Below are 22749 nucleotides of genomic sequence, written 5' to 3'. Positions count from 1 at the left end.
TTGCGAAAGTACCTGTGCCCTTGCGTAAGCGCGAGATCTCCCGCGAGAACGCATAGTGCTTCGCCGTAGTCCACACGTGCCAGGCGAATCGCGCAAGTACCCGGCAGCCTGACCGGGCCGGACGCACCTCTCCCCGGCCGCCCGGAGGCGCTGCGCACACACCTCGGCGACCGCTGCCGGAGAAATACGTTCACGGAAGAGTAAAAAGCTTTCGGTAACGAACTCCGCACCCAGCGGAGTTGACAGGTGCCCTTAATTCCGACCCTCCGCACCGAAGCTGCCCGAGAAGCGAGCGAACCGGGCTCTCCGCGCCCTTCTCCGTAAGCGCGTACGCAATTCACTGCACGGCCTTCACCCCGCCGCGCACAACGAGCTCTCCCGGCACCCGCGTAGGCTTCCTCCGACCGGGCCCGAGGCCCCGGCAGGGTCGGCCCGCGCGAATTGAAGCGTCCCCTGCGGTTACCCCTGAGTAAAGGTGACGTACGCGGCCCATCGGTCCACGATGGGAGTCGGCGCGATACCAGCAGAGCACCACCAACCAGCAAAGGAACAGCGTGGCTTCCGGATCAGATCGCACCCCGATCATCATTGGCGGCCTTCCCAGCCAGGTCCCCGACTTCGACCCCGAAGAGACCGCCGAATGGCTCGAGTCGCTCGACGCGGCGGTGGACGAACGCGGCCGGGAGCGGGCCCGCTACCTGATGCTGCGCCTCATCGAGCGCGCCCGCGAGCAGCGGGTCGCCGTGCCCGAGATGCGCAGCACCGACTACGTCAACACCATCGCCACGGCCGCCGAACCGTACTTCCCGGGCAATGAGGAGATCGAGCGCAAGGTCCTCAACGCCACCCGCTGGAACGCCGCGGTGATGGTCTCCAGGGCCCAGCGGCCGGGGATCGGTGTAGGTGGGCACATCGCGACCTTCGCCTCCTCCGCCTCCCTCTACGACGTGGGCTTCAACCACTTCTTCCGGGGCAAGGACGGCGGGGACGGCGGCGACCAGGTCTTCTTCCAGGGCCACGCCTCGCCCGGTATCTACGCACGCGCATTCCTGCTGGACCGGCTCACCGAGCAGAACCTCGACGGCTTCCGCCAGGAGAAGTCCAAGGCACCGCACGGGCTTTCCAGCTATCCGCACCCCCGCTCGATGCCGGACTTCTGGGAGTTCCCCACAGTGTCCATGGGCCTCGGCCCGATCGGTGCGATCTTCCAGGCTCGGATGAACCGCTACATGGCGGCCCGCGATATCGCCGACACCTCCGCCTCGCACGTCTGGGCATTCCTCGGCGACGGCGAGATGGACGAGCCCGAGTCTCTGGGTCAGCTGACCATCGCCGCCCGGGAGAACCTCGACAACCTCACCTTCGTCGTCAACTGCAACCTGCAGCGGCTGGACGGGCCGGTACGCGGCAACGGCAAGGTCATCCAGGAGCTGGAGTCCGTGTTCCGCGGTGCCGGCTGGAACGTGATCAAGCTGATCTGGGACCGGTCGTGGGACCCGCTGCTGGCCCAGGACCGTGACGGTGCCCTGGTCAACAAGCTCAACGCCACCCCGGACGGGCAGTTCCAGACCTACGCGACCGAGACCGGCGAGTACATCAGGGACCACTTCTTCGGCGGCGACCGCCGGCTGCGCTCCATGGTCGAGAACATGACCGACGAGCAGATCCTGCACCTGGGCCGGGGCGGCCACGACCACCGCAAGGTCTACGCGGCCTACAAGGCTGCCAAGGAGCACAAGGGCCAGCCGACGGTGATCCTGGCGCAGACCGTCAAGGGCTGGACCCTGGGGCCGAATTTCGAGGGCCGCAACGCCACCCACCAGATGAAGAAGCTGACGGTCGAGGACCTCAAGCGCTTCCGCGACCGACTGCGGCTGCCGATCCCCGACAAGGCGCTCGAGGACGGCGTCCCGCCCTACTACCACCCGGGTCGCGACTCCGACGAGATCCAGTACATGCACGACCGCCGGCAGGAGCTCGGCGGCTATGTGCCCACCCGAGTCGACCGCTCCAAGCCGCTTGCGCTCCCGGGCGAGAAGACCTACGCGGCGATTCGCAAGGGCTCGGGCTCCCAGCAGATCGCCACCACGATGGCCTTCGTACGGCTGCTGAAGGACCTGATGCGGGACAAGGAGATCGGCAAACGCTTCGTGCTGATCGCGCCGGACGAGTACCGCACCTTCGGCATGGACTCCTTCTTCCCGTCGGCGAAGATCTACAACCCGCTGGGTCAGACGTACGAGTCCGTCGACCGGGAGCTGCTGCTCGCCTACCGCGAGTCTCCGCAGGGCCAGATGCTGCACGACGGCATCTCCGAGGCTGGCTGCACCGCCTCGCTGATCGCCGCGGGCTCCGCGCACGCCACACACGGTGAGCCGCTGATCCCGATCTATGTCTTCTACTCGATGTTCGGCTTCCAGCGGACCGGCGACCAGTTCTGGCAGATGGCCGACCAGTTGGCGCGCGGCTTCGTGCTCGGTGCCACCGCGGGGCGCACGACGCTCACCGGAGAGGGTCTGCAACACGCCGACGGCCACTCGCAGTTGCTGGCCTCCACCAACCCGGCCTGCATCGCCTACGACCCCGCCTTCGGCTTCGAGATCGCGCACATCGTCAAGGACGGCCTGCGCAGGATGTACGGCGAGAGCGCCGAGGACGTCTTCTACTACCTCACGGTCTACAACGAGCCGGCCCAGCAGCCCGCCGAGCCGGAGGACGTGGATGTCGAGGGAATCCTGAAGGGGCTGCACCGCTATCGGCCCGGCAGCGGCGGCGAACTGCCCGCGCAGATCCTCGCCTCCGGCGTCGCACTGCCGTGGGCTCTGGAGGCGCAGCAGATCCTTGCCGACGAGTGGAACGTCAAGGCCGACGTCTGGTCGGCGACCTCGTGGAACGAGCTGCGCCGCGATGCGGTGGAGGCCGAGCAGCACAATCTGCTGCGCCCGGAGGAGGAGCAGCGCACGCCCTATGTGACGCGCAAACTGGAGGACGCGCAGGGGCCGGTTGTGGCGGTGTCGGACTGGATGAGGTCGGTGCCCGACCAGATCGCCCGCTGGGTGCCGGGGAGCTACCAGTCCCTCGGCGCCGACGGCTTCGGCTTCGCCGACACGCGGGGCGCAGCGCGCCGGTACTTCCACATCGACGCCCACTCCATCGTGCTCGGGGTGCTCTCGGAGCTGGCCCGCGCAGGGCAGATCGACCGCTCTTCGCCCAAGCAGGCGATCGACCGCTACCGGCTGCTCGACGTGGGTGCTGCCGATCCCGGCCCGGCCGGCGGCGACGCCTGAGACGGCGCTCCGCAGCAGCGCGCGAAGACGGAATGGGCCCGGTCGCCCGGAGAGCGGTGCGGCCGGGCCCCTCCGCTGCGCGAGCTCGGCTCGCCGCGTGCGGCGAGCGCACAGGCGGCTCGAGCGATCTCCACAACCCCCCGGGCAGCCCCGGCGACTGACGGGGAGGCTGAAGTGCGCAAATCGGTGGTACATCGCCGAGCGGCGGCACGGGACGGCGGACGCAGACCGGGCGACGGGCGGACCCGGGCGACGCATCAGCGCTCCCACAGGGTGAACGCACGGACGGCGTAGGGCGCTTCGGGCACCCAGGACCCGGATGGATAGGTACTGAAATCGCCGGTCGTATCGCACACCGCGCTCTGATAGACGGTGACCGGGCGGCCGGTGCGGTTCACCAGCGAGCCGGCAGCCGTCCCCTCAAGCAGGGGGGTGCACTCCTCGGTGGTGAGGCCGAGCAGCTCGTGGTGGGTGCGCGGGCCGCCGTAGTCGGCCCGGGGCCACAGACACAACTCGCCCGCCGCGCACTCCACGACCGGCGGTGAACCGGCGCGTGCCACGGCCGGCAGGGCGAAGAGGGTCGCCATCGTCCACACGATCACCACCAGCAGCCGTCCGAGGCGAGCACCGCTTCGACGCACTCGTGCAGACAGCCGGCGGGCAGGCACCGAACAACGGGCCCCGGGCACCGGGTTGGCGACGCGCCGGGCAAGTCCGGCTGAGCGACAGGCCGTTGTCGGGCAGCGGGGTGACGGACACTCGGGCACGGACAGAGCACCGGCACCGACGGCGGGATGCGGGTCGGGTTGCGGGCCGGGTTGCGGGCCGGAGCGCGGGGCGCGGAACGGAGTACAGGGTGAAGTCTGCGGCCGGTTGCGGTGGGTGGTGTGCTGTGCACGAGTGCGCTTCGTATGGGTGTGCTGTGTAGGGGTTGTACGAGTCGGCTGCATGGCGGCGTCCCTTCGTGGTCCTCGTAGCGGCTGCCGACCTCAGAGTCCGGCCGTACGAGGCGATCACCAAGGGATCCGGGCTTCGTTCACCGGTACGGATGGTGGAGTTGTGCACAACTCATGAGTAATCCACAGCGATAGCCCGGTGGCACATGCGTGCGAGCCGACGCGGCTAGAGTTGATCAGCACAGCAAGGGAGGTGAGCGGGTTGGCCGGCCTGCGCGAGCTCAAGAAGCAGCAGACCAGGGACGCACTCATCCGCGCGGCACACGAGCTCTTCGTGTCGCGGGGTTACGAGACGACCACCGTCGAGGAGATCGCCAGTGCGGTGGATGTGTCGGAGCGCACCTTCTTCCGCTACTTCGCGGGCAAGGAGGACGTCGTTTTCGCCCTCCAGGAGACCGTGGAGGAGCTGTTCCTCACGCTGCTGCGAAACCGTCCCGCGCACGAGCCCCCGCTGGCGGCGCTGCGGGCGACTCTCGAACAAGTCCTGGAGCGGGTCGGTGAGTCGGTCGCCGCGGTCATCCCGATCGATCTGCATCTGCGGATGTGGCAGCTCATCGAGACAACCCCCGCTCTCATCGCGGTGCAGTCCTGGCGCAGCCTGGAGACCGAGGAGCAGTTGGCCCGGGCCATCGCCGAGCGCGCGGGGACGAGCGTGGAAGACGATCAACGCCCCCGGGTGCTGGTCGGCGCGTTCTTCGGCGTGCTGCGGATCGCGATGCAGCAGTGGGGACAGAGCGAGGACGCCACTGTGACAGGAGCGATGCGGCAGGCCCGTAGCTTCCTCGATCACATACCCAGTGTCTTCGAGCCGGGTTGGGCCCCGCAGACGCAGGTGTCGCCGACCTCGTGAGCCACAAGCGGCTGCTCCGACCGCCGGGGGCAGCCGGGCAGGATGACCGGACCGCACACACGAAACGCACCACACGCACCGCCACGCAACTCACGCATCACATGCACGAAGCCGACCAAGCAACTGACAACCGCCGGACAACAACGGGGAATGTGAGGCGAGTCACGGCTCCCGCCGAGTCGACGACTGCGTCTCCTATGGTGTGCCTCCAGTGACCTCTTTGCACAGACGAATGGACCTCAGCAATCCGCTCGCCGGCTCCGCCTCGCCGTACGGCGGTGAGCGCGTCGGCACCGGATGGCGCGTAGCCCTGACCATCGCCGTGGTCTTCGTGCTTCTCACGACGGCCGGTTGGACGGCGGTGCAGAACCAGCACCGGCTGCCCAGCCCGCGCGAGGCCGCACTCTCCACCTGGGCGGAGAGTGCGCTCGAAGGCCGTCCGTTGCCGGACCCGGAGGCCAGACCCGCGGAGGTGCGTCGGTTCTTCCGCTCCCTGAGCACCAACGAGCAGCGCGGCCTCGCCGAGGAGCACCCGCTGATCGTCGGAAACCTCAACGGCGTTCCCGTGCGGCTGCGCTACGAGGCGAACCGGCTCGCGCTGCAGCGGGCGGTCGGGGTCGAGCGAAAGCGCAAGACGGACGAACGGCTCACCGAGGCCGGGCAGCACGACGCCGGGCGCAGGGTGAACAGATTCACCTCGCTGTTGGAGGGCGACCGGCAGATCCTCGCCTTCGACCCGACCGGGCGCGGCCGTGCCGCAGAGGTCTTCGGGAATCTGGAGAAGGCCGACCGAGTCTCGGTGGTCGTCCCCGGTGTGGACACCGAGTTGCTGACGTTCGAGCGCACTCAGCTGAAGTACACCGCCCCGGTCGGTATGGCGCAGGCCGTCTACGACCGCGGCAGGAGCCAGGCACCCGAGGTCGACTCGGCCACGATCGCCTGGGCCGACTACACCGCTCCGCGCGGTGTGGGGATGAGCGCTGCCACCGGCGACCTCGCCGATGACGGTGCGACCCGGCTCAACGAGTTGCTGCGGGCGCTGCCCGGCGATTCGACGGTGGCGCTGATGTGCCACAGCTACGGCTCCGTGGTCTGCGGTATAGCCGGCCCGAGAAGCCCGGCCAGGGTGACGGACGTGGTCGTCGCGGGCAGTCCGGGCATGCGTCTGGACAGCGCGTCCGAGCTGGGCGGCAGCCGCAGGCTGTGGGCGATGCGCGCGCAGGGGGACTGGATCGCCGATGTCCCCCATCTGAACTTCGGCGGTATCGGCCACGGCGCGGACCCCGCCGAACCGGGGTTCGGGGCGCACCGGCTGGCCACCGCGAACTCTTCCGGTCACACCGCGTACTTCGAGCCGGGGACCGGTGCTCTGGCCAACCTTGCGGCCGTCGGAACCGGTAGCTACGACTCCACTACCTCCCGGTAAACGAGGATGGTCCCGGAGGCGGGACTCGCGGGCAGCCGCCGCATACGATGGGCCGCATGGGTGACGTACTGGCTGGAATTCACTCCTCCTGGGAGTTCGACACAGACTCCGTGCTCATCCGCTTCGAACGGGGAATCCGCACGCCCAAGCTGTTCCACGTGCTGGGTGAACGCCGCATCCCCTACGAGGCGTTGAGCGGTGCAGAGCTGCTGCCCGGGACCAGACGCGGGACGGTGGTGCTTCGTCTGACCCCTCGCGCCGGCGCCGACCCACTGGTGGACGCGGCCGGAACTCAGCTCAAGGAGCGGTGCGACCCGTATCGGCTGGTTCTGCCGGCGGACCGGGAGGTGCTGGCCGAGTACTACCTGGGCGAGCTGCGGAGCATGCTGCCGTCGGACTGCGGTGCGGCCGCGGAGCGCTATCTCGTCGATGCCCCGCGAGCTCCGCTGAGCTTCAAGGGGTACGACGGAAAAGCCGCGTTCGACGGCCGGTCGGTGACCTTCCGCTGGTTCTGGACCGGCGCCTCCTCCGCTAAGTGGAAGGCCGGTGACCAGCGGTTCCAGGTGGGCGAGCTGAGCGACGTCGAGTGGCGGTCGCCCGAGGTCTTCAACGGCTACCTCCGGCTGCTCCCGCACGGCTCGAAGGACGAGCAGGAGCAGCCGGAGCCGGAGCACGACCCGTTCGCGATCGTCTTCGGGCTCGGTTACGGGCTGGTGCACGAGTCGCTGCCGCTGGCGGCGGCGGTGCTGGCGGCGGTCCGGGCCGCGGAGCCGGCGTCGGTGCGCAGCCTCGACAAGGCGCGATGTTCGATCGGTGGTGCGGACGATCCCGTGCGTTCTGACCCCGCCGATATCGCCGAGCGCATACGGCACTTGGGAGAACTGCACGCGGCGGGGCTGCTGACCGACAAGGAGTTTGCGGGCAAGAAGGCGGAGCTGCTCGCCGAGCTGTGAGCAGCAGGTGAAGCCGGCCCTCCACGGGGGCGGCGCGGGTCGTCGGGTCGACAGCGCCTGTTCAACCGGTGAACGCGGGCGCCCCTCCGGGGCCGCCTTCGGGAGCCCCTTGTCGCGCGGGACGGTCGGCCGCGTTTCCGCAGCCGCCGACGTGCCGCGACCACCGATGTGCCGCGACGGACGCCCGGCCGGAGTCGGCCGGGTCACCGCCGAGTCTCGGAGGCCCGGGATTCAACACATCGTGTACGGGGCGCTCCTCGCGCAGACCTGTTCTCACAGGCGTGCGGAGTCGCGCTCACTCCCGCCCCGCGCTGGGTGGGCGCCATGTCCGCATGCCGGCCGCGCGGCGATCAAATCCAGCACCCCCGGCTCGCCGTTGAAGTGAACGAAGCCACCAGGGCCCAGCGTCACCGCCCCGAGGTTCTCGGCGCCCCACTCCCTGCGGCGCGTGCCCGGGATCGGCAGCACCGACAGGTCGTGCACCAGGGCCTTGACACCGACATCGGGTCCGCCCCGGCCGAGACGGGTGGTGGGCAGCGTGGTCGCGTTCACGTGCTCCGGCCCCGATTCGACGCCGCGCGGGACTCCTCATGGCGGTCGATCTCGGACTCGTGACAGTCGATCTCGGAGTCGTGACAGTCGACCCCGGACTCGCGGCGGTCGATCTTGGACTCGTAGTGGTCGATCTTGTAGTCGAGGACGGCCATGGTCTCCCTGAGCCCGGCAATCTTCCGCCGTGCTTCCTCGCGTGTGCGGCTGAGCAGCAGCAACCGCTCTCGCAGGGTCTCCTCGCCGGCCCTGATCAGCTCGGCGTAGCGCACCATGTCGGCGACCGCCATACCCGTGAGCCGCAGCTTTCCGACCAGGTCCAGCCACTCCATGTCCCGGTCGGAGAAACGGCGTTGGCCGGTGTGGGTGCGATCGATGTGCGGCATCAGCCCGATGCGTTCGTACCAGCGCAGGGTGTGCGCGCTCAGACCGGTTCGCTCGGCGACCTCGCTGATGGTGTGGCGGGGACGCTCCTCGGGGCCGTCCGAAGTCTGGTGATCGACCTGCCGGGTCGGGCCCGGCTGCGTCATCGTCATGGCTACGACGCTAGAGCCTTCGAGTGCACTCCAGGCAAGCAGGTGATCGCACGCACTGCTCGGACCTCACGGCCGCCGGAGCACGCGGCGGAACCGAGCGGGCCGAGGCCGGGGAGAGCGCGCGGGATGCACCGGGGAGGCGTCGAGACGGCGCCGCCGCCGGGGAGTTGGACGGACGACGGCGGGGCGGAGTGCGCGTCGGCCTGTCGGAGGTGCGCGTTAGGCTCGACGCCATGGACAGCCTGCTCAGAATCGACAGCTGGCCGGTCACCACCGCCGCTGCCGCCGTGGTGCGGAGCAGCGGCGAGGTCGTCGGCACGCACGGTCCCACCGACCACCGCTTCACACTCGCCTCGGTGACCAAGCCGCTGGCGGCGTACGCCGTGCTGGTCGGCGTCGAGGAGGGTGCGGTGGAGCTGGACGAGCCGGCCGGGCCCGAGGGTTCGACGGTGCGGCATCTGCTGGCGCACGCCTCCGGGCTCGCTGTCGACGAGCCCGCGGTCAAGGCTGCCCCCGGCGCCCGGCGGATCTACACCAACGCCGGTTTCGAGGCGCTGGGCGACCACCTGGCCCGCGCCACCGGCATCCCGTTCGCCGAGTATCTGCGCCAGGGGGTGCTCGAGCCGTTGGGCATGCGCTCGACGGAGCTGCGAGGTTCCCCGGCGCGTGCGGGTGTCTCCACCGTCGCCGATATGGCCCTTTTTGCCGCCGAGCTGCAGGCGCCGCGGTTGCTCGCGCCGCAGACGCTCGCGGAGGCCACCGAGGTCGCCTTCCCCTCGCTGCGCGGCGTGCTGCCCGGCTACGGCCCGCAGACCCCCAACGACTGGGGCCTGGGTTTCGAGATTCGCGACCACAAGTCGCCGCACTGGACGGGCGGTTCGTCCTCACCTCGCACCTTCGGCCACTTCGGCCAGGACGGCACGTTCCTCTGGGTCGATCCGGAGGCGGGCGCAGCCTGTGTGGCGCTGGCGGACCGGCCCTTCGGGCAGTGGGCCGTCGAGGCGTGGCCGCCGTTCACCGACGCGGTACTGGCGGAGCTGCGGGCGGGCTGACCTCCCTCGGGACCTCCCCTGCGGGCCGTGCCCGGCGTGCTGCACGCTCCCGACGGGTACGCCCGTGTGTGCCGTAGCCCGCGGTCCGCGGAGTGCCACGGCGCGCCGGGGTCAACCGTACGTCGGTTCGGTGTGCATCTCCCAGATCAGGCACTCCGCGCCGCCCCTGGCCACCGCGAACAACTCCTCGCCGCCCGTGACCCGGGCGGCGTCGCCGTCGGCGAGGCGCACCGGTTCGGCGCCGGCGGCCCCGGCAAGGGCCACTTCGGCCGGCAGCACGTCGAGTTGGCCGCGGACCACGTGGAGGTACAACCAGGGCGCCGCGGGCAGCGCGCTGCGCTCGCCGTCGACCAGGCGGCGGGTGTGCAGCACCGATTCGGAGCGCGGCAGAGCGTACGGCGTGCCGTCGGAGATGCCGCGCACGATCTCGTACTCCGGCGGCACCCCGAAGACGCCCGGGACCAGCCACATCTGCAGAAAGCGCAGTGGCGCATCGGCGTCGTTGCGCTCGACATGGCGTACGCCCGAGCCGGCGCTGAGCCGCTGTACGTCGCCGGGGAGCACCGTGCTGGTGCGGCCGGTGGAGTCGCGGTGGGTGAGCTCGCCCTCCACCACCCAGGTCACGATGTCCAGATCGCGGTGTGGGTGCTCGGCGAAGCCGGCTCCGGGCGCCAACAGCTCTTCGTTGCACGCCACCAGGAGGCCGAAACCGGTGTTCGCCGGGTCGTAGTGTCCGGAGAAGGAGAAGGCGTGCCGGGTGTGGATGCCGGCGTCGCCGTCGCCTCCCGCGTACCTTTCGCCAGCTCTGTGGACCCTCAGCATGTGACCAACCGTACTGCTGCCTCCGCAGCCCCCGGGCGCTTCTTCGCGCCGCGATGAGGCAGGCTTGTCCCGTGTCCGATTCAGCTGAGTCCACGCCCCCGCCCTCCTCGGAGCATCCATACGCCGCCACGCTGCGGCGGTTGGAGCACTCCTCGGGGAAGCTCGCCGCCGCCGCGATCGCACAGATGGACGACCAGCTCTCCTGGTACCGCGCGATGCCGCCCGAACACCGGTCCTGGATCGGCCTGGTCGCACAGGCGGGCATCGCCGCGTTCACCGAGTGGTTCCGCCGCCCCGAGACGCCGCAGGCGATCAGCACCGATGTGTTCGGCACCGCTCCGCGCGAGCTGACCAGGGCGATCACTCTGCGTCAGACGGTGGAGATGGTGCGGACGACGATCGAGGTCATGGAGTCCGCGATCCACGAGGTCGCGGCACCGGGTGACGAGGCCGTTCTCAAGGAGGCCCTGCTCGTCTACTCGCGCGAGATCGCCTTCGCCACCGCCCAGGTGTACGCGCAGGCGGCCGAGGCTCGCGGCGCGTGGGACGCCAGGCTGGAGTCACTGGTGGTCAATGCGGTGCTCTCGGGCGAAGCCGACGAGGGAACGGTCTCGCGGGCGGCTGCCCTGGGCTGGGACTCCCCCGAGCATGTGGCGGTGGTGCTGGGCAACGCACCCGACGGTGACAACGAGTTGACCGTCGAGGCCATCCGCCGGGCCGCCCGGCAGGCGAAGCTCCATGTGCTCACCGGGGTGCTCGGCGACCGGCTGGTCGTGATCGCGGGTGGTTCGGACGAGCCGTTGCGCACTGCGAAGTCCCTCATCGGCCCGTTCGCAGTCGGGCCCGTGGTGGCCGGCCCGGTGGTCGGCGACCTGCTGTCCGCGACGCGTTCCGCGCAGTCCGCGGCAGCCGGTCTGCGGGCGAGCGCCGCGTGGCCGGACGCCCCTCGCCCCGTGCTCGCGGACGATCTTCTGCCAGAGCGCGCCATGGCGGGTGATCCCACGGCCAGGGCCCTTTTGGTGGAGGAGATCTACAGACCGCTGGAGGAAGCCGGCTCGGCCCTGTTGGAGACGTTGAGTGTCTACCTGGAGCAGGCCAGCAGTTTGGAAGGTGCCGCCCGGATGCTCTTCGTCCACCCCAACACCGTGCGCTACCGGCTGCGACGCGTGACCGACGTCACCGGCTGGTCACCTTCGGACGTCCGCTCCGCGTTCACTCTCCGTATTGCCTTGATCTTGGGGCGTCTTGTCGACGGTGAGAATCAATCGTCGGCGTGAATACGCCCTTTGTGGAGGCTGCACAATTCCCCTGACCGTTCTTCGTTCCGGTCCTCACCGGCAGCCACCACACTCCGCGGGAGAGAGTAAGAGGGTGCTCGTACTCGTCGCTCCCGGCCAAGGCGCCCAGACGCCCGGCTTCCTCAGTCCCTGGCTCGAACTGCCCGGTGTCGCCGACCGCCTCGGCGCGTGGTCGGACGCCGTCGGGCTGGACCTCGTCCATTTCGGCACCAAGGGAACCGCCGAGGAGATCCTGGACACTGCGGTGGCGCAGCCGCTGCTGGTCGCCGCGGGGCTGATCTCCGCCCGGGCGCTGCGTGAGTCGGACGAGTCTTCGGGCCCGGTGCGGATCGGCGCGGTCGCCGGCCACAGCGTGGGCGAGTTGACGGCCGCGGCGGTCGCCGGTGTCCTCACCGAGGAGGAGGCGCTGCGCGTCGTACGCCGCCGTGGCCTGGCGATGGCCGAGGCCGCGGCGAAGGTGCGCACCGGAATGGCCGCCGTGCTGGGCGGGGACCGGGACGAGGTGGTCGCCCACCTGGAGAAGCTGGGGCTGGCCCCGGCCAACGTCAACGGCGCGGGCCAGATCGTGGCCGCCGGTACCGTCGAGCAGTTGGAGGCGCTGACCGCCGACAAGCCGCCCGGCGCCCGGGTTCTTCCGGTGAAGGTCGCCGGCGCCTTCCACACCGAGCACATGGCACCGGCGGTGGAGTCGCTGCGGCAGACGGTCGAGGAGCTCTCGCCCCGCCCCGCACGCATCCCGCTCGTGTCCAACCGGGACGGCCGACTACTCACCGACGGCGCGGAGTTCGTCGAACGGCTGGTCGGCCAGGTGGCCAACCCGGTCCGCTGGGACCTGTGCATGGAGACCTTCGCCGCGCAGGGAGCGACGGCGCTGATCGAGCTCTGCCCCGCGGGAACCCTGGCCGGTATCGCCAGGCGGGCGCTGCCGGAGATGGCACGCGGGGCCCTGAAAACGCCCGCCGATCTGGCCGCGGCGCACGCCCTGGCCGTCGAGCACGGCATCGAGGACGGCACGGCCGGCCAGGACGGCACCGTCGGTCAGGAGGGCACCACCGCATGACCGCCAAGATCAAGCCGACTCAGGGAGCTCCGGCAGCACGGATCATCGGTGTCGGCGGGTACCGCCCGCACCGCGTCGTGCCGAACGAGGAGATCCTCAAGCACATCGAGTCCTCGGACGAGTGGATCCGCTCCCGCTCGGGCATCGCCACCCGTCACTGGGCGGGGCCGGACGAGACAGTGGTCGAGATGACACTGGCCGCCGCGGGCAAGGCCCTTGCCGACTCGGGCACCACCGCCGAGGAGATCGACGCGGTGATCATCGCGACCGTCTCCCACTTCAAGCAGACACCCGCGGTCGCCACCGAGATCGCGTACCGCCTCGGCACCGGCAAGGCCGCCGCCTTCGACATCTCCGCCGCTTGTGCGGGGTTCGGCTACGGCCTGGCGATCGCCAAGAGCCTGATCGTCGAGGGCAGCGCCACCCGCGCCCTGGTGGTCGGCGTGGAGCGCCTCTCCGACCTCACCGACCTCACCGACCGCTCAACCGCGTTCCTCTTCGCCGACGGCGCGGGCGCGGTTGTCGTCGGCCCCACGGACGAGCCGGGTATCGGCCCCACCGTCTGGGGGTCGGAGGGCGACAAGTCCGACGTCATCACCCAGACCGAGCCCTGGGACCGGTACCGCGACGAGCATCTGGAGCGTTTCCCGGCCCTGCGGCAGGAAGGCCAGGCGGTCTTCCGCTGGGCCGTGTTCGAGATGGCGAAGGTCGCGCGACAGGCGCTGACCGCCTCCGGGCTGACCCCCGAGGACCTGGACGTCTTCATCCCGCACCAGGCGAACATGCGGATCATCGACTCGATGGTGAAGACCCTCAAACTGCCGGATCACGTCGCGGTGGCACGCGATGTGGAGAGCACCGGCAACACCTCGGCCGCCTCCATCCCCCTCGCCATGGAACGGATGCTGGCGACCGGGCAGGCCAAGAGCGGCGATACGGCGCTCGTCATCGGCTTCGGGGCGGGCCTCGTCTACGCGGCGACGGTCGTTACCCTGCCTTAGTCCTCATTTCTCACCGAACACACCCAAAAGGAGAGCCAGTTATGGCCACCGCCGAGAACGTCCTCGAAGGTCTCGCCGACATCGTCAACGAGATCGCCGGAATCCCGACCGAGGACGTCCAGCTGGACAAGTCCTTCACGGACGACCTGGACGTCGACTCGCTGTCCATGGTCGAGGTCGTCGTCGCCGCCGAAGAGCGCTTCGACGTCAAGATCCCGGACGACGACGTCAAGGGCCTGAAGACCGTCGGCGACGCCGTCGACTACATCCTCAAGCACCAGAGCTGAGCGCACTCGAGCGCCTGTCGTCGCCCGGCGGACGCCGGGGGGCGGGCCACACCGCACACCCCCTAACAGTGGAGACAAGAATCCCGTGAACACGACCAATCGCACCGTGGTCGTCACCGGTATCGGCGCAACCACACCGCTGGGTGGCGACAGCGCTTCGACCTGGGACGGCCTCGCCGCAGGACGCTCCGGCGTGCGCGCGCTCAGTGAGGACTGGGCCGCCGGGCTCAGCGTCCGCATTGCCGCGCCCGCCGCTCAGGACCCTTCCGAACTACTCCCCCGCCCGGTCACCCGCAAGCTCGACCGGTCAACCCAGTTCGCCGTCCTGGCCACCAGGGAGGCCTGGGCCGACGCAGGTCTGGAGGGCAGAGCGGGTGAGGCCGGAGCACCGGTCGACCCCGCGCGGACCGGCGCCGTCGTCGCTTCCGGCATCGGCGGAGTCACCACCCTTCTCGCGCAGTACGACACGCTCAGGGACAAGGGCGCACGACGCGTCTCCCCGCACACCGTGCCGATGATGATGCCCAACGGTCCGTCGGCGAACGTGGGCCTGGAGATCAACGCCCAGGCCGGCGTGCACAGTCCGGTCAGTGCCTGCGCCTCCGGCGCCGAAGCCGTCGGCTACGCGATCGAGATGGTCCGCAGCGGGCGCGCCGACGTGGTGGTCGCCGGTGGTACGGAGGCGGCGATCCACGCGCTGCCCATCGCCGCCTTCTCCAACATGATGGCGATGTCCAAGAACAACGACGAACCGCAGAAGGCCTCCCGGCCCTACGACGTCGGGCGCGACGGGTTCGTGCTCGGTGAGGGCGCAGGCGTGGTCGTGCTGGAATCGGCCGAGCACGCCGAGCGGCGCGGAGCCCGGGTGTACTGCGAGGCGCTCGGCCAGGGGCTGTCTGCCGACAGCCACCACATCGCCCAGCCGGAGCCGAGCGGTCGCGGCGTCGCCGCAGCCGTACAGAACCTGCTGGAGAACAGCACTCTGAAGCCGTCCGAGCTGGCTCACCTCAACGCGCACGCGACCTCGACCCCGCAGGGCGACCTCGCCGAGATCAAGGCGCTGCGCAAGGTGCTCGGCGAGGACCTCGACGGAGTCGCGATCTCGGCCACCAAGTCCATGACGGGCCATCTGCTCGGCGGGGCCGGAGGTATCGAGACGGTGGCGACGGTGCTGGCGCTCCACCACCGCCTCGCACCGCCGACGCTGAACCTCGACCAGGTGGACCCGGAGGTCGACGCCGACATCGTGCGCGGTGAGGCACGCGCCCTGCCCTCGGGTTCGATCGCCGCGATCAACAACTCGTTCGGGTTCGGCGGGCACAACGTCGTACTGGCGTTCCGCTCCGTCTAGGGTCCGCCCCCAACACGGGGCGGTGTACCGCGGCGGCAGCTGCAGAGATGCCGGGGTGACGCCTCACGCCCGGCACCGATCGTGATCACAACCGCTCACCGAAGGGGCGCGCGGCCGGGACCTCCCGGTCGAGCGCCCCCTTTGCGTGGACGGCACCGGTCGACGGGCGCGCGCCGATATCCGTACGCCGGACGGCTGTTGAACCTGCTGAGGGGTGGTGGACCGAACGATCACGTTCGGTCCACCACCCCTCAGCGCTGTCCGTCGGGCAGAGCTGCGAGCAGCCTCCCGGGGCGCTCACAACGCTGCCCGCCCGGCCGCGCGATCCGGCGAACGGCTCATCGGCGACCGCGGGTTGAGGGCCGGAGCCCCCGCCCCGTCGCGGTCACTGCATCACCGCCATCGCGAGCGCACGGAGTGCGCGGAGCGAGGCGCGTTCCGCCTTGCGCTGCATCCGCTGGGCGGTGAGCAGGCGGTGACCGGTCCGTTCGGACTCGGCCTGACGCAGTGAGTCCTGCATTCGGGTTCTGCTCAGACTTTCTGGCATGAGTTGCATCTGACGGTTCCTGTTCGTGCTCAGTCCGGTCGAGGGCGACCGGTGTTCAAAGGATCTGGGGAGCAGCTGCGCGATCAGGGCGTGCTGCTCGGCTGTTCCGTACGGGGACGGACGATCGAGGGAGCCCGGGGCGTTCATGCCGAGACCGGGTTCTTGCGCGGACGACCGCGGGGCCGCTTGCGGGCCACGACGACGCCCTGGATGAAGAGTTCGCCGCCCCAGACACCCCAGGGCTCACGACGGTCCTTCGCGCCGGCCAGGCAGGCCGCTCGCAGCGGACAGGTCCGGCAGAGCGACTTCGCGTACTCGACGTCTGCCGGCGCTTCGGCGAAGAAGACCTCGGGGTCATAGCCGCGACAGGGTACGGCGGTGCCGAGGTCGTCGATGGCCTCGTCGAGCTCGTTGAGGGTGGTGAGGGCGGTCAAGTGGTCCTCCGTGGGATCAGGCGAGTTCAGGTCGGTACGAGATGACGGCACGTGCGTCGGCGTGTGCACTGTTGGCTTCCTCGTCGTTGTTCGTCTGCTGTCGTCCAGGTGTGCCGGGCGACTTGTGCGCCCCGAATGGTGTCGGGGCAAACAGAAGGGCCGCGGATCCCGGTGTGGGTTCCGCGGCCCTGGAGAGGTGCCGACCTGATCTCGCCGATCAGGTGGGTGATCTCCAGGGTTCAGGCCCACGGAAGGCCCACATCGTGTGGTGCTGAATGCTCTGCTGCTGGGAGTTCTGCTTCTGGGACTTCTGCTGCTGGCCGGCACCCGCTGCTGCCATCGCTGCGACGCGGACAGAGGAATCCCCTGCCGCTACTGCTGCGGATGCCTTGGTCGGTCGCTCGACGGCGAGGCCCTCATAGCCGAAGACCTCTCCACCGAATCCGCCGAAGGCCACTCCACCGAGGAACTCGGCGGCGCGACGCTCGCCGCGGAAGCGCAGCTTGGCCTGCGGGGCGACGGACACACCGGTGCCTCGGAGGCCGGCGACGCTCGGGCATGCGGAGACGACCGAACGGGCTGCCAGGGTTGTGGTCTTGATCTCCATGTCGATCGCCTCCTCTCGGCGCTTCAGGGGCCGGACCGAAGTCGGGCCCGACGTTTTCGGGATGTACAGCAGGGCAGAGTCGGAGCGGGAAAAACCCGCTCTCTCCACGTCACAGAGGCTATGAGGCTTGTAGCGGCGGGCGCAAACTATTTTTCACTCTCGTTCGTCACAGTTCTTGTGACAGGGCCCGGAGTGACGCTCTCCGTTTGGTCGGCGAGCCCGTTCTCACTCCGGTCCACGAGTCCCTTCTCACTCCGGCGCGGGCTCGTCGCCGGGCCCGGCCGGGTCCTCCTGCGGCTCCTCCCCCGCGCACAGTGCCAGGACGTCCGCGCCGTACTGCTGGAGTTTGCGCGCCCGCACTCCGGGGATCCGGCTGAGCTCGGCGGCGGTGTCCGGGGTCGCCTCGGCGATGGCCATCAGGGTCTTGTCGGTGAAGACGCAGTACGGCGGCTGACGCAGCAGCGTGGCCTGCCGAGAACGCCACACCCAGAGGCGGTCGTACAGCTGCTCGTCCAGGTCGGAGGGACAGTCCTCGCAGCGCAGCAGCTTGATCTCCCCGGCGTCCGTGAGCGTCCGGCCGCAGACACGGCACCGCGCGGTCGTACGGCCCGCTCTCGCCCTGGGTCTCTCGGCTCGCTCGACCCCGCCCGCGGAAGGGCGCCCCCCGGCCGCAGAGGAAGCACCGACCGAGCTGCCGCCCGAACGCAGGCCATCGAGGAAGCGGCTCGGGCTGCGACCCGCTCTGCCTCCCGGCGAACGCGCGAGCGCCCAGGACAGTGCGAGATGACGCCGGGCTCTGGTGACTCCGACGTACAGCAGCCGGCGCTCCTCCTCCAACTGCTCGGGCGTTTTGGCGTAGGTGATCGGGAGCATCCCGTCGGTCAGGCCCACCAGGAAGACGGCGTCCCACTCCAGGCCCTTGGCCGAGTGCAGTGACGCCAAGGTCACGCCCTCCACCCTCGGCGCGTGCTGCATCGCCGCGCGCGCCTGGAGCTCGGCGACGAAATCCCCCAGCGCTGCCCGCGGTTGTCCCTGGGCCAGCTCCTCCGCCAGCCGCACGAGCGCCGCCAGCGACTCCCACCGGTCCCTGGCCGCACCCGAGGAGGCCGGGGCGCGCGGAGCCCATCCCACCGGACCGAGCACCGCACGGACCTGGGAGACGAGGTCCTCCGCGCCGTCGAGCAGGGAGTCGTTCCCGCCGGCCTTGGCGGCGCCGCGCAGCTTGGTCTCCGCCTCGCGCACCTCGGGACGCTCGAAGAATCTCTCGGCGCCGCGCAGCTGGTACGGCACCCGCGCATCGGCCATCGCCTGCTCGTACAGCTCGGACTGGCCATTGGTCCGGTAGAGCACGGCGATCTCCGCGGCCCGCACTCCCGAATTCATCAGCTCACGCACCCGCTTGGCGGTGGCGTCGGCCTCCGAGGGCTCGTCCGGGTACTCGGTGAAGACGGGCTCGGGGCCGCGCTCCCGCTGGGAGATCAGCTCCAGCCGGTGCCGCGACGCCCGCCCGGAGGCGTGCGCGAGCAGGCCGTTCGCCAGGCGGACGACCTGGGGCGTGGAGCGGTAGTCGCGCACCAGCTTGACGACGGTCGACTGCGGATATCTGACGCGGAAGTCGAGGAGGTAGTCCGCGGTGGCGCCGGTGAAGGAGTAGATCGTCTGGCTGGCGTCGCCCACCACGCACAGACTCTCCCGGTCGCCCACCCACAGCTCCAGCAGCCGCTGCTGGAGGGGGCTGACGTCCTGGTACTCGTCGACCACGAAGTGCTGGTACTGGCCGCGCACCTGGGCGGCGATGTCCTGGCGGTCCTGCAGGATGCCGACGGTCAGCAGCAGCACATCCTCGAAGTCGATGGTGCCGCGCTCCCGCTTGAGCTGCTCGTACGCCGTGAAGACCTGCGCCACCTCGGCCGGATCGCGCGGGGGCGTGCGACCGGTCTTGGCAAGGGCGGCGGCATAGTCCTCCGGGACCGTCCTGGTGACCTTGGCCCACTCGATCTCGGAGGTGACGTCCCTCAGGTCCGAGCGCTCCAGCCGCAGCCGCGAGCGCTTGGCCGCCTCGTGCACCAGCCCGGCCTTGCGCTCCAGCAGACGGGGCAGCTCGCCCCCGATCGCCCTCGGCCAGAAGTACCGCAGCTGCCGCAGCGCCGCGGAGTGGAAGGTGCGCGCCTGGACGCTGCTCGCACCGAGCTCCCGCAGCCTGCCCCGGAGCTCCCCCGCGGCGCGGTTGGTGAAGGTCACCGCGAGGACGCCGGCCGCCGGCAGGATGCCCGCCCGGACCCCGTAGGCGATGCGGTGGGTGACCGCGCGGGTCTTGCCGGTACCGGCGCCGGCGAGCACACAGACGGGGCCGCTCAGAGTGGTCGCCACCTCCCGCTGCTCCGGGTCGAGGCCTTCCAGGACGCCGTCGGCGGATTCGGGCGGGGCGGGGAGGAGCCCGTAGGAGCTCGGGGCGGTGTGCGCGGCCGGGCCCGGGGCGGCAGTCGACACGGACGCGGTGGTGGAGGGGGTGGGAGGAGTCGGTTGTGGGGCGGCAGTCACACGCACATGCTGCCAGTACCGCCTCGCGACCGTGACGATTGTCCACAGCCGTGAAGGGTTTGTCATACTGCCGCAGCCCGTCGGGCGGTGCGCCAGCCGGGAATGCTGGGCGCCGCCCGCTCGTTGCGTCTTTCGGAGCCCGCGCCGCCAGTCGGCCCGCGGCCCCGTGACCGCACTGCCCACCGGCCTGCCCAGGCACGCCGCCACACCCGAGGGAGCACACCACCCATGTCCGCAAGCGTGACGATGTACAGCACCACCTGGTGCGGCTACTGCCGCCGGCTGAAGGGTCAGATGGACCGCGAGGGCATCGCCTACTCGGAGGTCAACATCGAGCACGACCCGGCCTCGGCGGACTTCGTCGAGAAGGCCAACGGCGGGAACCAGACGGTCCCCACTCTGCTGGTCGTCTCCCCCTCGGGCACCGAGACCGTCATGACCAACCCCTCGCTGGCCCAGGTCAAGCAGGCGCTGGCAGCCTGACCCGCACCGGGCCTCCCCGGACAGCCCGGGGTGGGTCCGGACGAGCCGTACGGTCCGCGGTCCGAGCGGTTCCGGTGACGGCAGCCGGTCCGAGCGAGCCCGTCCGAGCAAGCCGCTCCGGCGCGCGGTCTCGGCCGGGCTCGCGGCCCGGCCCGCGGCTGCCCGCGGCGGGCGGTCCGGGGGCCGGGCGGCGTCCTGCCGTCGGCGCGCCCGACCACCGTTCCGCATCCGGTGGTCGGCCCCGGCGGCGTGCGCACCGCGCTACGGCAGCGGGACCGGAAGCGGCTTGCCGTACCAGAGCTCGACCAGCCGGGCCGCGATCGAGATTCCGGCGGGCGGATGGACCACGCCGCTCTCGATGGCAGCGCGCAGATCGTCCCGGGAGAACCAGCGCGCCTCCTCGATCTCCTCGCCGTCCACTCGAATCTCCGAGGAGCCCGCCCGCGCCATGAAGCCCAGCATCAGGCTGCTGGGGAACGGCCAGGGCTGGCTGGCGACGTACTCCACCTCGTCGACGACGACCCCCGCCTCCTCGAACACCTCTCGGATCACGGCTCGTTCGATGGACTCACCCGGCTCGACGAAGCCGGCCAGTGTGGAGAAACGGCCCTCCGGCCAGTGCACCTGCCGGCCCAGGAGCGCACGGTCCCGGTCGTCGGTGACGAGCATGATGACGGAGGGGTCGGTGCGCGGGTAGTGCTCCGCTCCGCACGCCAGGCACCGGCGAACGTGACCGGCCGCCGCGATCGTCGTGCGTTCGCCGCAGCGGGAGCAGAAGCGGTGCATCCGCTGCCAGTTCTCCAACGCGACCGCGTGCACCAGGAGTTCACTGTCACGCGGCCCGAGAAGGGCGCCCGCCTCCCGCAGACCGGCCGGTCTGGCGTCGTCGTCCATGCGCCCCGGAAGGGTGTCCTTCTGGAGCGCGAAGTAGCGGACGCCGTCGGTCCCGGTCCCCAGGAAGTACCGGTGGGCCTCGGTGAAGGGAGCCTCGAACGAGGGTGTGGTCACCAGCTCGGTGCGCCCGTCGTCGGTGTCCACGACCAGCGCGCGGCCGTCGGAGACCACGAAGCAGCGGGTGCTCGGGTGACTCCAGGCGGCGCCGAGCCACGCCTCGTCGAGCCGGTGGTTCGCACCCCGGTCGATGCCGCCGTTCACGGTCAGCGGCACCTGGTGGGCGATGGTACGGGCGGTCCTGGAGGTCACTGCGGTCTCTGCTCCCTGTGGAACTCGCGGGCGGTCTGACTGCTGCTCGTGCTCGGGCGGACACCGGGTTCACGGTCCGGGCGTGGTGGGCCGCCGCGCGGTTGCGGGACGCGGGTGGGCGCCCAGCTCCTCCCAGAGGTACGCCGCGGCCTCGGCCCCCTTGCGCAGAAGGTCGATCTCCACCTTCTCGTCGGGTGCATGCCAGCCGTCGGAGGGGATGGAGATACCCAGGAACAGCACCGGTACGCCCAGAATGTCCTGGAGATCAGCCGCGGGTCCCGAACCGCCCTCCCTGGTGAAGCGGATCGGCTGCTCGAACGCCCGGCCCATGGCCCTCACCAGAGAACGCAGCGCGGGGTGGTCCAGCGGCGTCAGACAGGGGCGGGTAGCGCCCCAGAAGGTCAGTTCGTACCGGACACCGGTCGGCAGCGTGGCGGCCACCCATTCGCGCAACGACTGCTGGATCTTCTCCTGGTCCTGGCCGGCGACCGTGCGGAAGGAGAGCTTGAGCTGTGCTGTCGCCGGGACGATCGTCTTGCCGCCCGGCCCCTGGTAGCCGCCGCCGATGCCGTTCACCTCCGCGGTGGGGCGCGCCCAGATCCGCTCCAGCGTGGAGTAGCCCTCCTCGCCGAGTGTGGCGCCGCTGTGGGCGGTGCGCAGCCACGCCGCCTCGTCGAAAGGCAGCTCTGCGAAGAGGCGCCGCTCCTCCTCGGTGAGTTCGACGATCCCGTCGTAGAAGCCGGAGACAGTGACCCGGCGGCGGTCGTCGTGCAGCGCCGCGGCCAGCGTCGCCGCAGCCTCCGCCGGGTTGGGCACCGCGCCGCCGAAGGAACCGGAGTGGATGTCCTGGGCCGGGCCGCTCAGATCGATCTGGCAGTCGATGAGCCCACGCATCCCGGTGCACACGGTCGGGGTGTCGGCCGCCCACATTCCGGTGTCGGAGATCAGGGCGGCGTCGCACTCCAGCCGGCCGGCGTGCGCACGGACGAGGGCGGGGAAGTGCGGCGAACCGGACTCCTCCTCGCCCTCGATCAGCAGCTTCAGCCCGACGGCGGGAGCGGTGCGGCCGGTGGCGGCGAGGTGGGCGGTGACGCCGAGGGTGTGGAAGTAGACCTGGCCTTTGTCGTCCGCCGCGCCCCTGGCGAAGAGACGCCCCTCGCGCTCGGTCGGTTGGAAGGGGTCGGACTGCCAGCCGTCGCCGCGTTCGGCGGGCTGTACGTCGTGGTGGCCGTAGACGAGCACGGTCGGGGCGTCCGCCTCGGCGGCCGGCCAGTGCGCGAAGACCGCGGGAAGCCCCTCGGTCTCCCAGACCTCCACCGTCGGAAAACCGGTGCGGCGCAGCGACTCGGCCAGCCATCGGGCGCTGCGGTCCACGTCGGCCGCGCGCTCCGGATCGGCGGAGACCGAGGGGATGCGCAGCCACTCCCGCAGCTCGTCGAGGAAACGGGGAAACCCGCTCGTCACGGCGTCGCGGACGGCGCTGTCCGGGGTGTCGCTCATCCTTCG

Annotated in this window: 21 protein-coding genes; 11 read left to right on the top strand and 10 right to left on the bottom strand. The window is 70.5% G+C overall.

Features of this window, described 5'->3' with window-relative positions:
• Positions 1-554: 554 nt before the first annotated feature.
• Positions 555-3287 carry a pyruvate dehydrogenase (acetyl-transferring), homodimeric type gene (gene aceE, locus JGS22_RS17085; protein ID WP_211041985.1) on the top strand — a complete coding sequence of 911 codons (2733 nt, stop codon included), beginning with the start codon at positions 555-557 and terminating at the stop codon, positions 3285-3287.
• 257 nt (positions 3288-3544) lie between these two features.
• Here aceE and JGS22_RS17080 read toward each other — a convergent pair whose 3' ends face one another.
• Positions 3545-3928, bottom strand: coding sequence for a peptidase inhibitor family I36 protein (locus tag JGS22_RS17080; protein ID WP_308405718.1), 384 nt, complete (start codon positions 3926-3928; stop codon positions 3545-3547).
• Between the two features lie 508 nt (positions 3929-4436).
• Here JGS22_RS17080 and JGS22_RS17075 point away from each other — a divergent pair.
• From JGS22_RS17075 to JGS22_RS17065, 3 genes are all read left to right on the top strand, one after another.
• Positions 4437-5093, top strand: a complete 657-nt coding sequence (locus JGS22_RS17075) for a TetR family transcriptional regulator (protein ID WP_308405717.1) — start codon at positions 4437-4439, stop codon at positions 5091-5093.
• 232 nt (positions 5094-5325) lie between these two features.
• Positions 5326-6519 carry an alpha/beta hydrolase gene (locus JGS22_RS17070; protein WP_211041984.1) on the top strand — a complete coding sequence of 398 codons (1194 nt, stop codon included), beginning with the start codon at positions 5326-5328 and terminating at the stop codon, positions 6517-6519.
• A gap of 56 nt (positions 6520-6575) precedes the next feature.
• Positions 6576-7472, top strand: a complete 897-nt coding sequence (locus JGS22_RS17065) for a DUF4429 domain-containing protein (protein WP_211041983.1) — start codon at positions 6576-6578, stop codon at positions 7470-7472.
• Between the two features lie 273 nt (positions 7473-7745).
• On the opposite strand, the gene JGS22_RS17060 is transcribed toward JGS22_RS17065, so the two are convergent.
• Together JGS22_RS17060 and JGS22_RS17055 are read right to left on the bottom strand one after the other, a co-directional pair.
• The gene (locus JGS22_RS17060; RefSeq protein ID WP_211041982.1) at positions 7746-8024 is read right to left on the bottom strand and encodes a hypothetical protein; all 279 of its coding nucleotides are present in this window, start codon (positions 8022-8024) and stop codon (positions 7746-7748) included.
• The gene (locus tag JGS22_RS17055; protein ID WP_211041993.1) at positions 8021-8551 is read right to left on the bottom strand and encodes a MerR family transcriptional regulator; all 531 of its coding nucleotides are present in this window, start codon (positions 8549-8551) and stop codon (positions 8021-8023) included. Before JGS22_RS17055 ends, JGS22_RS17060 begins: the two co-directional genes overlap by 4 nt.
• 239 nt (positions 8552-8790) lie before the next feature.
• Between JGS22_RS17055 and JGS22_RS17050 the strand changes: the two genes are divergently transcribed.
• The gene (locus tag JGS22_RS17050) at positions 8791-9609 is read left to right on the top strand and encodes a serine hydrolase domain-containing protein (RefSeq protein WP_211041981.1); all 819 of its coding nucleotides are present in this window, start codon (positions 8791-8793) and stop codon (positions 9607-9609) included.
• 111 nt (positions 9610-9720) lie between these two features.
• Here the strand turns inward: JGS22_RS17050 and JGS22_RS17045 are convergent, their stop codons facing one another.
• A complete protein-coding gene (locus JGS22_RS17045; protein WP_211041980.1) occupies positions 9721-10431 on the bottom strand; it encodes a pirin family protein in 711 nt (236 codons plus the stop codon).
• Between the two features lie 71 nt (positions 10432-10502).
• On the opposite strand from JGS22_RS17045, the gene JGS22_RS17040 reads away from it, so the two are divergent.
• The 5 genes from JGS22_RS17040 to JGS22_RS17020 all read left to right on the top strand — a co-directional run bounded on the left by JGS22_RS17040 (position 10503) and on the right by JGS22_RS17020 (position 15428).
• On the top strand, positions 10503-11708 hold the full coding sequence (locus tag JGS22_RS17040; protein WP_308405716.1) for a PucR family transcriptional regulator: 1206 nt from the start codon (positions 10503-10505) through the stop codon (positions 11706-11708).
• Positions 11709-11802: 94 nt separating this feature from the next.
• Positions 11803-12789 (top strand): ACP S-malonyltransferase, encoded by a 987-nt coding sequence (locus JGS22_RS17035; protein ID WP_211041978.1) that lies wholly within the window; start codon positions 11803-11805, stop codon positions 12787-12789.
• Positions 12786-13790: a ketoacyl-ACP synthase III gene (locus tag JGS22_RS17030; RefSeq protein ID WP_211041977.1), complete on the top strand. Its 1005-nt coding sequence runs from the start codon at positions 12786-12788 to the stop codon at positions 13788-13790. The genes JGS22_RS17035 and JGS22_RS17030 overlap by 4 nt, the downstream gene beginning before the upstream one ends.
• 41 nt (positions 13791-13831) lie before the next feature.
• Positions 13832-14077 carry an acyl carrier protein gene (locus JGS22_RS17025; RefSeq protein WP_211041976.1) on the top strand — a complete coding sequence of 82 codons (246 nt, stop codon included), beginning with the start codon at positions 13832-13834 and terminating at the stop codon, positions 14075-14077.
• Positions 14078-14162: 85 nt separating this feature from the next.
• Positions 14163-15428, top strand: coding sequence for a beta-ketoacyl-[acyl-carrier-protein] synthase family protein (locus JGS22_RS17020; protein WP_216815023.1), 1266 nt, complete (start codon positions 14163-14165; stop codon positions 15426-15428).
• A gap of 385 nt (positions 15429-15813) precedes the next feature.
• Here the strand turns inward: JGS22_RS17020 and JGS22_RS27605 are convergent, their stop codons facing one another.
• The 4 genes from JGS22_RS27605 to JGS22_RS17000 form a co-directional block, all read right to left on the bottom strand.
• Positions 15814-16122 carry a putative WhiB-interacting protein gene (locus tag JGS22_RS27605; protein WP_211041975.1) on the bottom strand — a complete coding sequence of 103 codons (309 nt, stop codon included), beginning with the start codon at positions 16120-16122 and terminating at the stop codon, positions 15814-15816.
• On the bottom strand, positions 16119-16478 hold the full coding sequence (locus JGS22_RS17010; protein WP_211041974.1) for a WhiB family transcriptional regulator: 360 nt from the start codon (positions 16476-16478) through the stop codon (positions 16119-16121). Before JGS22_RS17010 ends, JGS22_RS27605 begins: the two co-directional genes overlap by 4 nt.
• Before the next feature lie 148 nt (positions 16479-16626).
• Complete coding sequence (locus tag JGS22_RS17005; RefSeq protein WP_236073182.1) at positions 16627-17016, bottom strand: hypothetical protein; 390 nt, start codon at positions 17014-17016, stop codon at positions 16627-16629.
• A 249-nt stretch (positions 17017-17265) separates the two neighbouring features.
• Positions 17266-19506, bottom strand: coding sequence for an ATP-dependent DNA helicase UvrD2 (locus JGS22_RS17000; protein ID WP_372454270.1), 2241 nt, complete (start codon positions 19504-19506; stop codon positions 17266-17268).
• A 279-nt stretch (positions 19507-19785) separates the two neighbouring features.
• Between JGS22_RS17000 and JGS22_RS16995 the strand changes: the two genes are divergently transcribed.
• A complete protein-coding gene (locus tag JGS22_RS16995; protein ID WP_216815021.1) occupies positions 19786-20040 on the top strand; it encodes a glutaredoxin domain-containing protein in 255 nt (84 codons plus the stop codon).
• Between the two features lie 261 nt (positions 20041-20301).
• Here the strand turns inward: JGS22_RS16995 and nudC are convergent, their stop codons facing one another.
• Complete coding sequence (nudC, locus tag JGS22_RS16990; protein ID WP_211039452.1) at positions 20302-21243, bottom strand: NAD(+) diphosphatase; 942 nt, start codon at positions 21241-21243, stop codon at positions 20302-20304.
• A 69-nt stretch (positions 21244-21312) separates the two neighbouring features.
• On the bottom strand, positions 21313-22743 hold the full coding sequence (locus tag JGS22_RS16985; protein ID WP_211039453.1) for a M20/M25/M40 family metallo-hydrolase: 1431 nt from the start codon (positions 22741-22743) through the stop codon (positions 21313-21315).
• Positions 22744-22749 lie beyond the last annotated feature (6 nt).

The organism is Streptomyces tardus, assembly GCF_018101125.2.
In the GTDB taxonomy this organism is placed as follows: Bacteria; Actinomycetota; Actinomycetes; order Streptomycetales; family Streptomycetaceae; genus Streptomyces; species Streptomyces tardus.
Note: the sequence above shows the minus strand (reverse complement) of the source record. Positions and strands in the feature narration are given on the sequence as shown.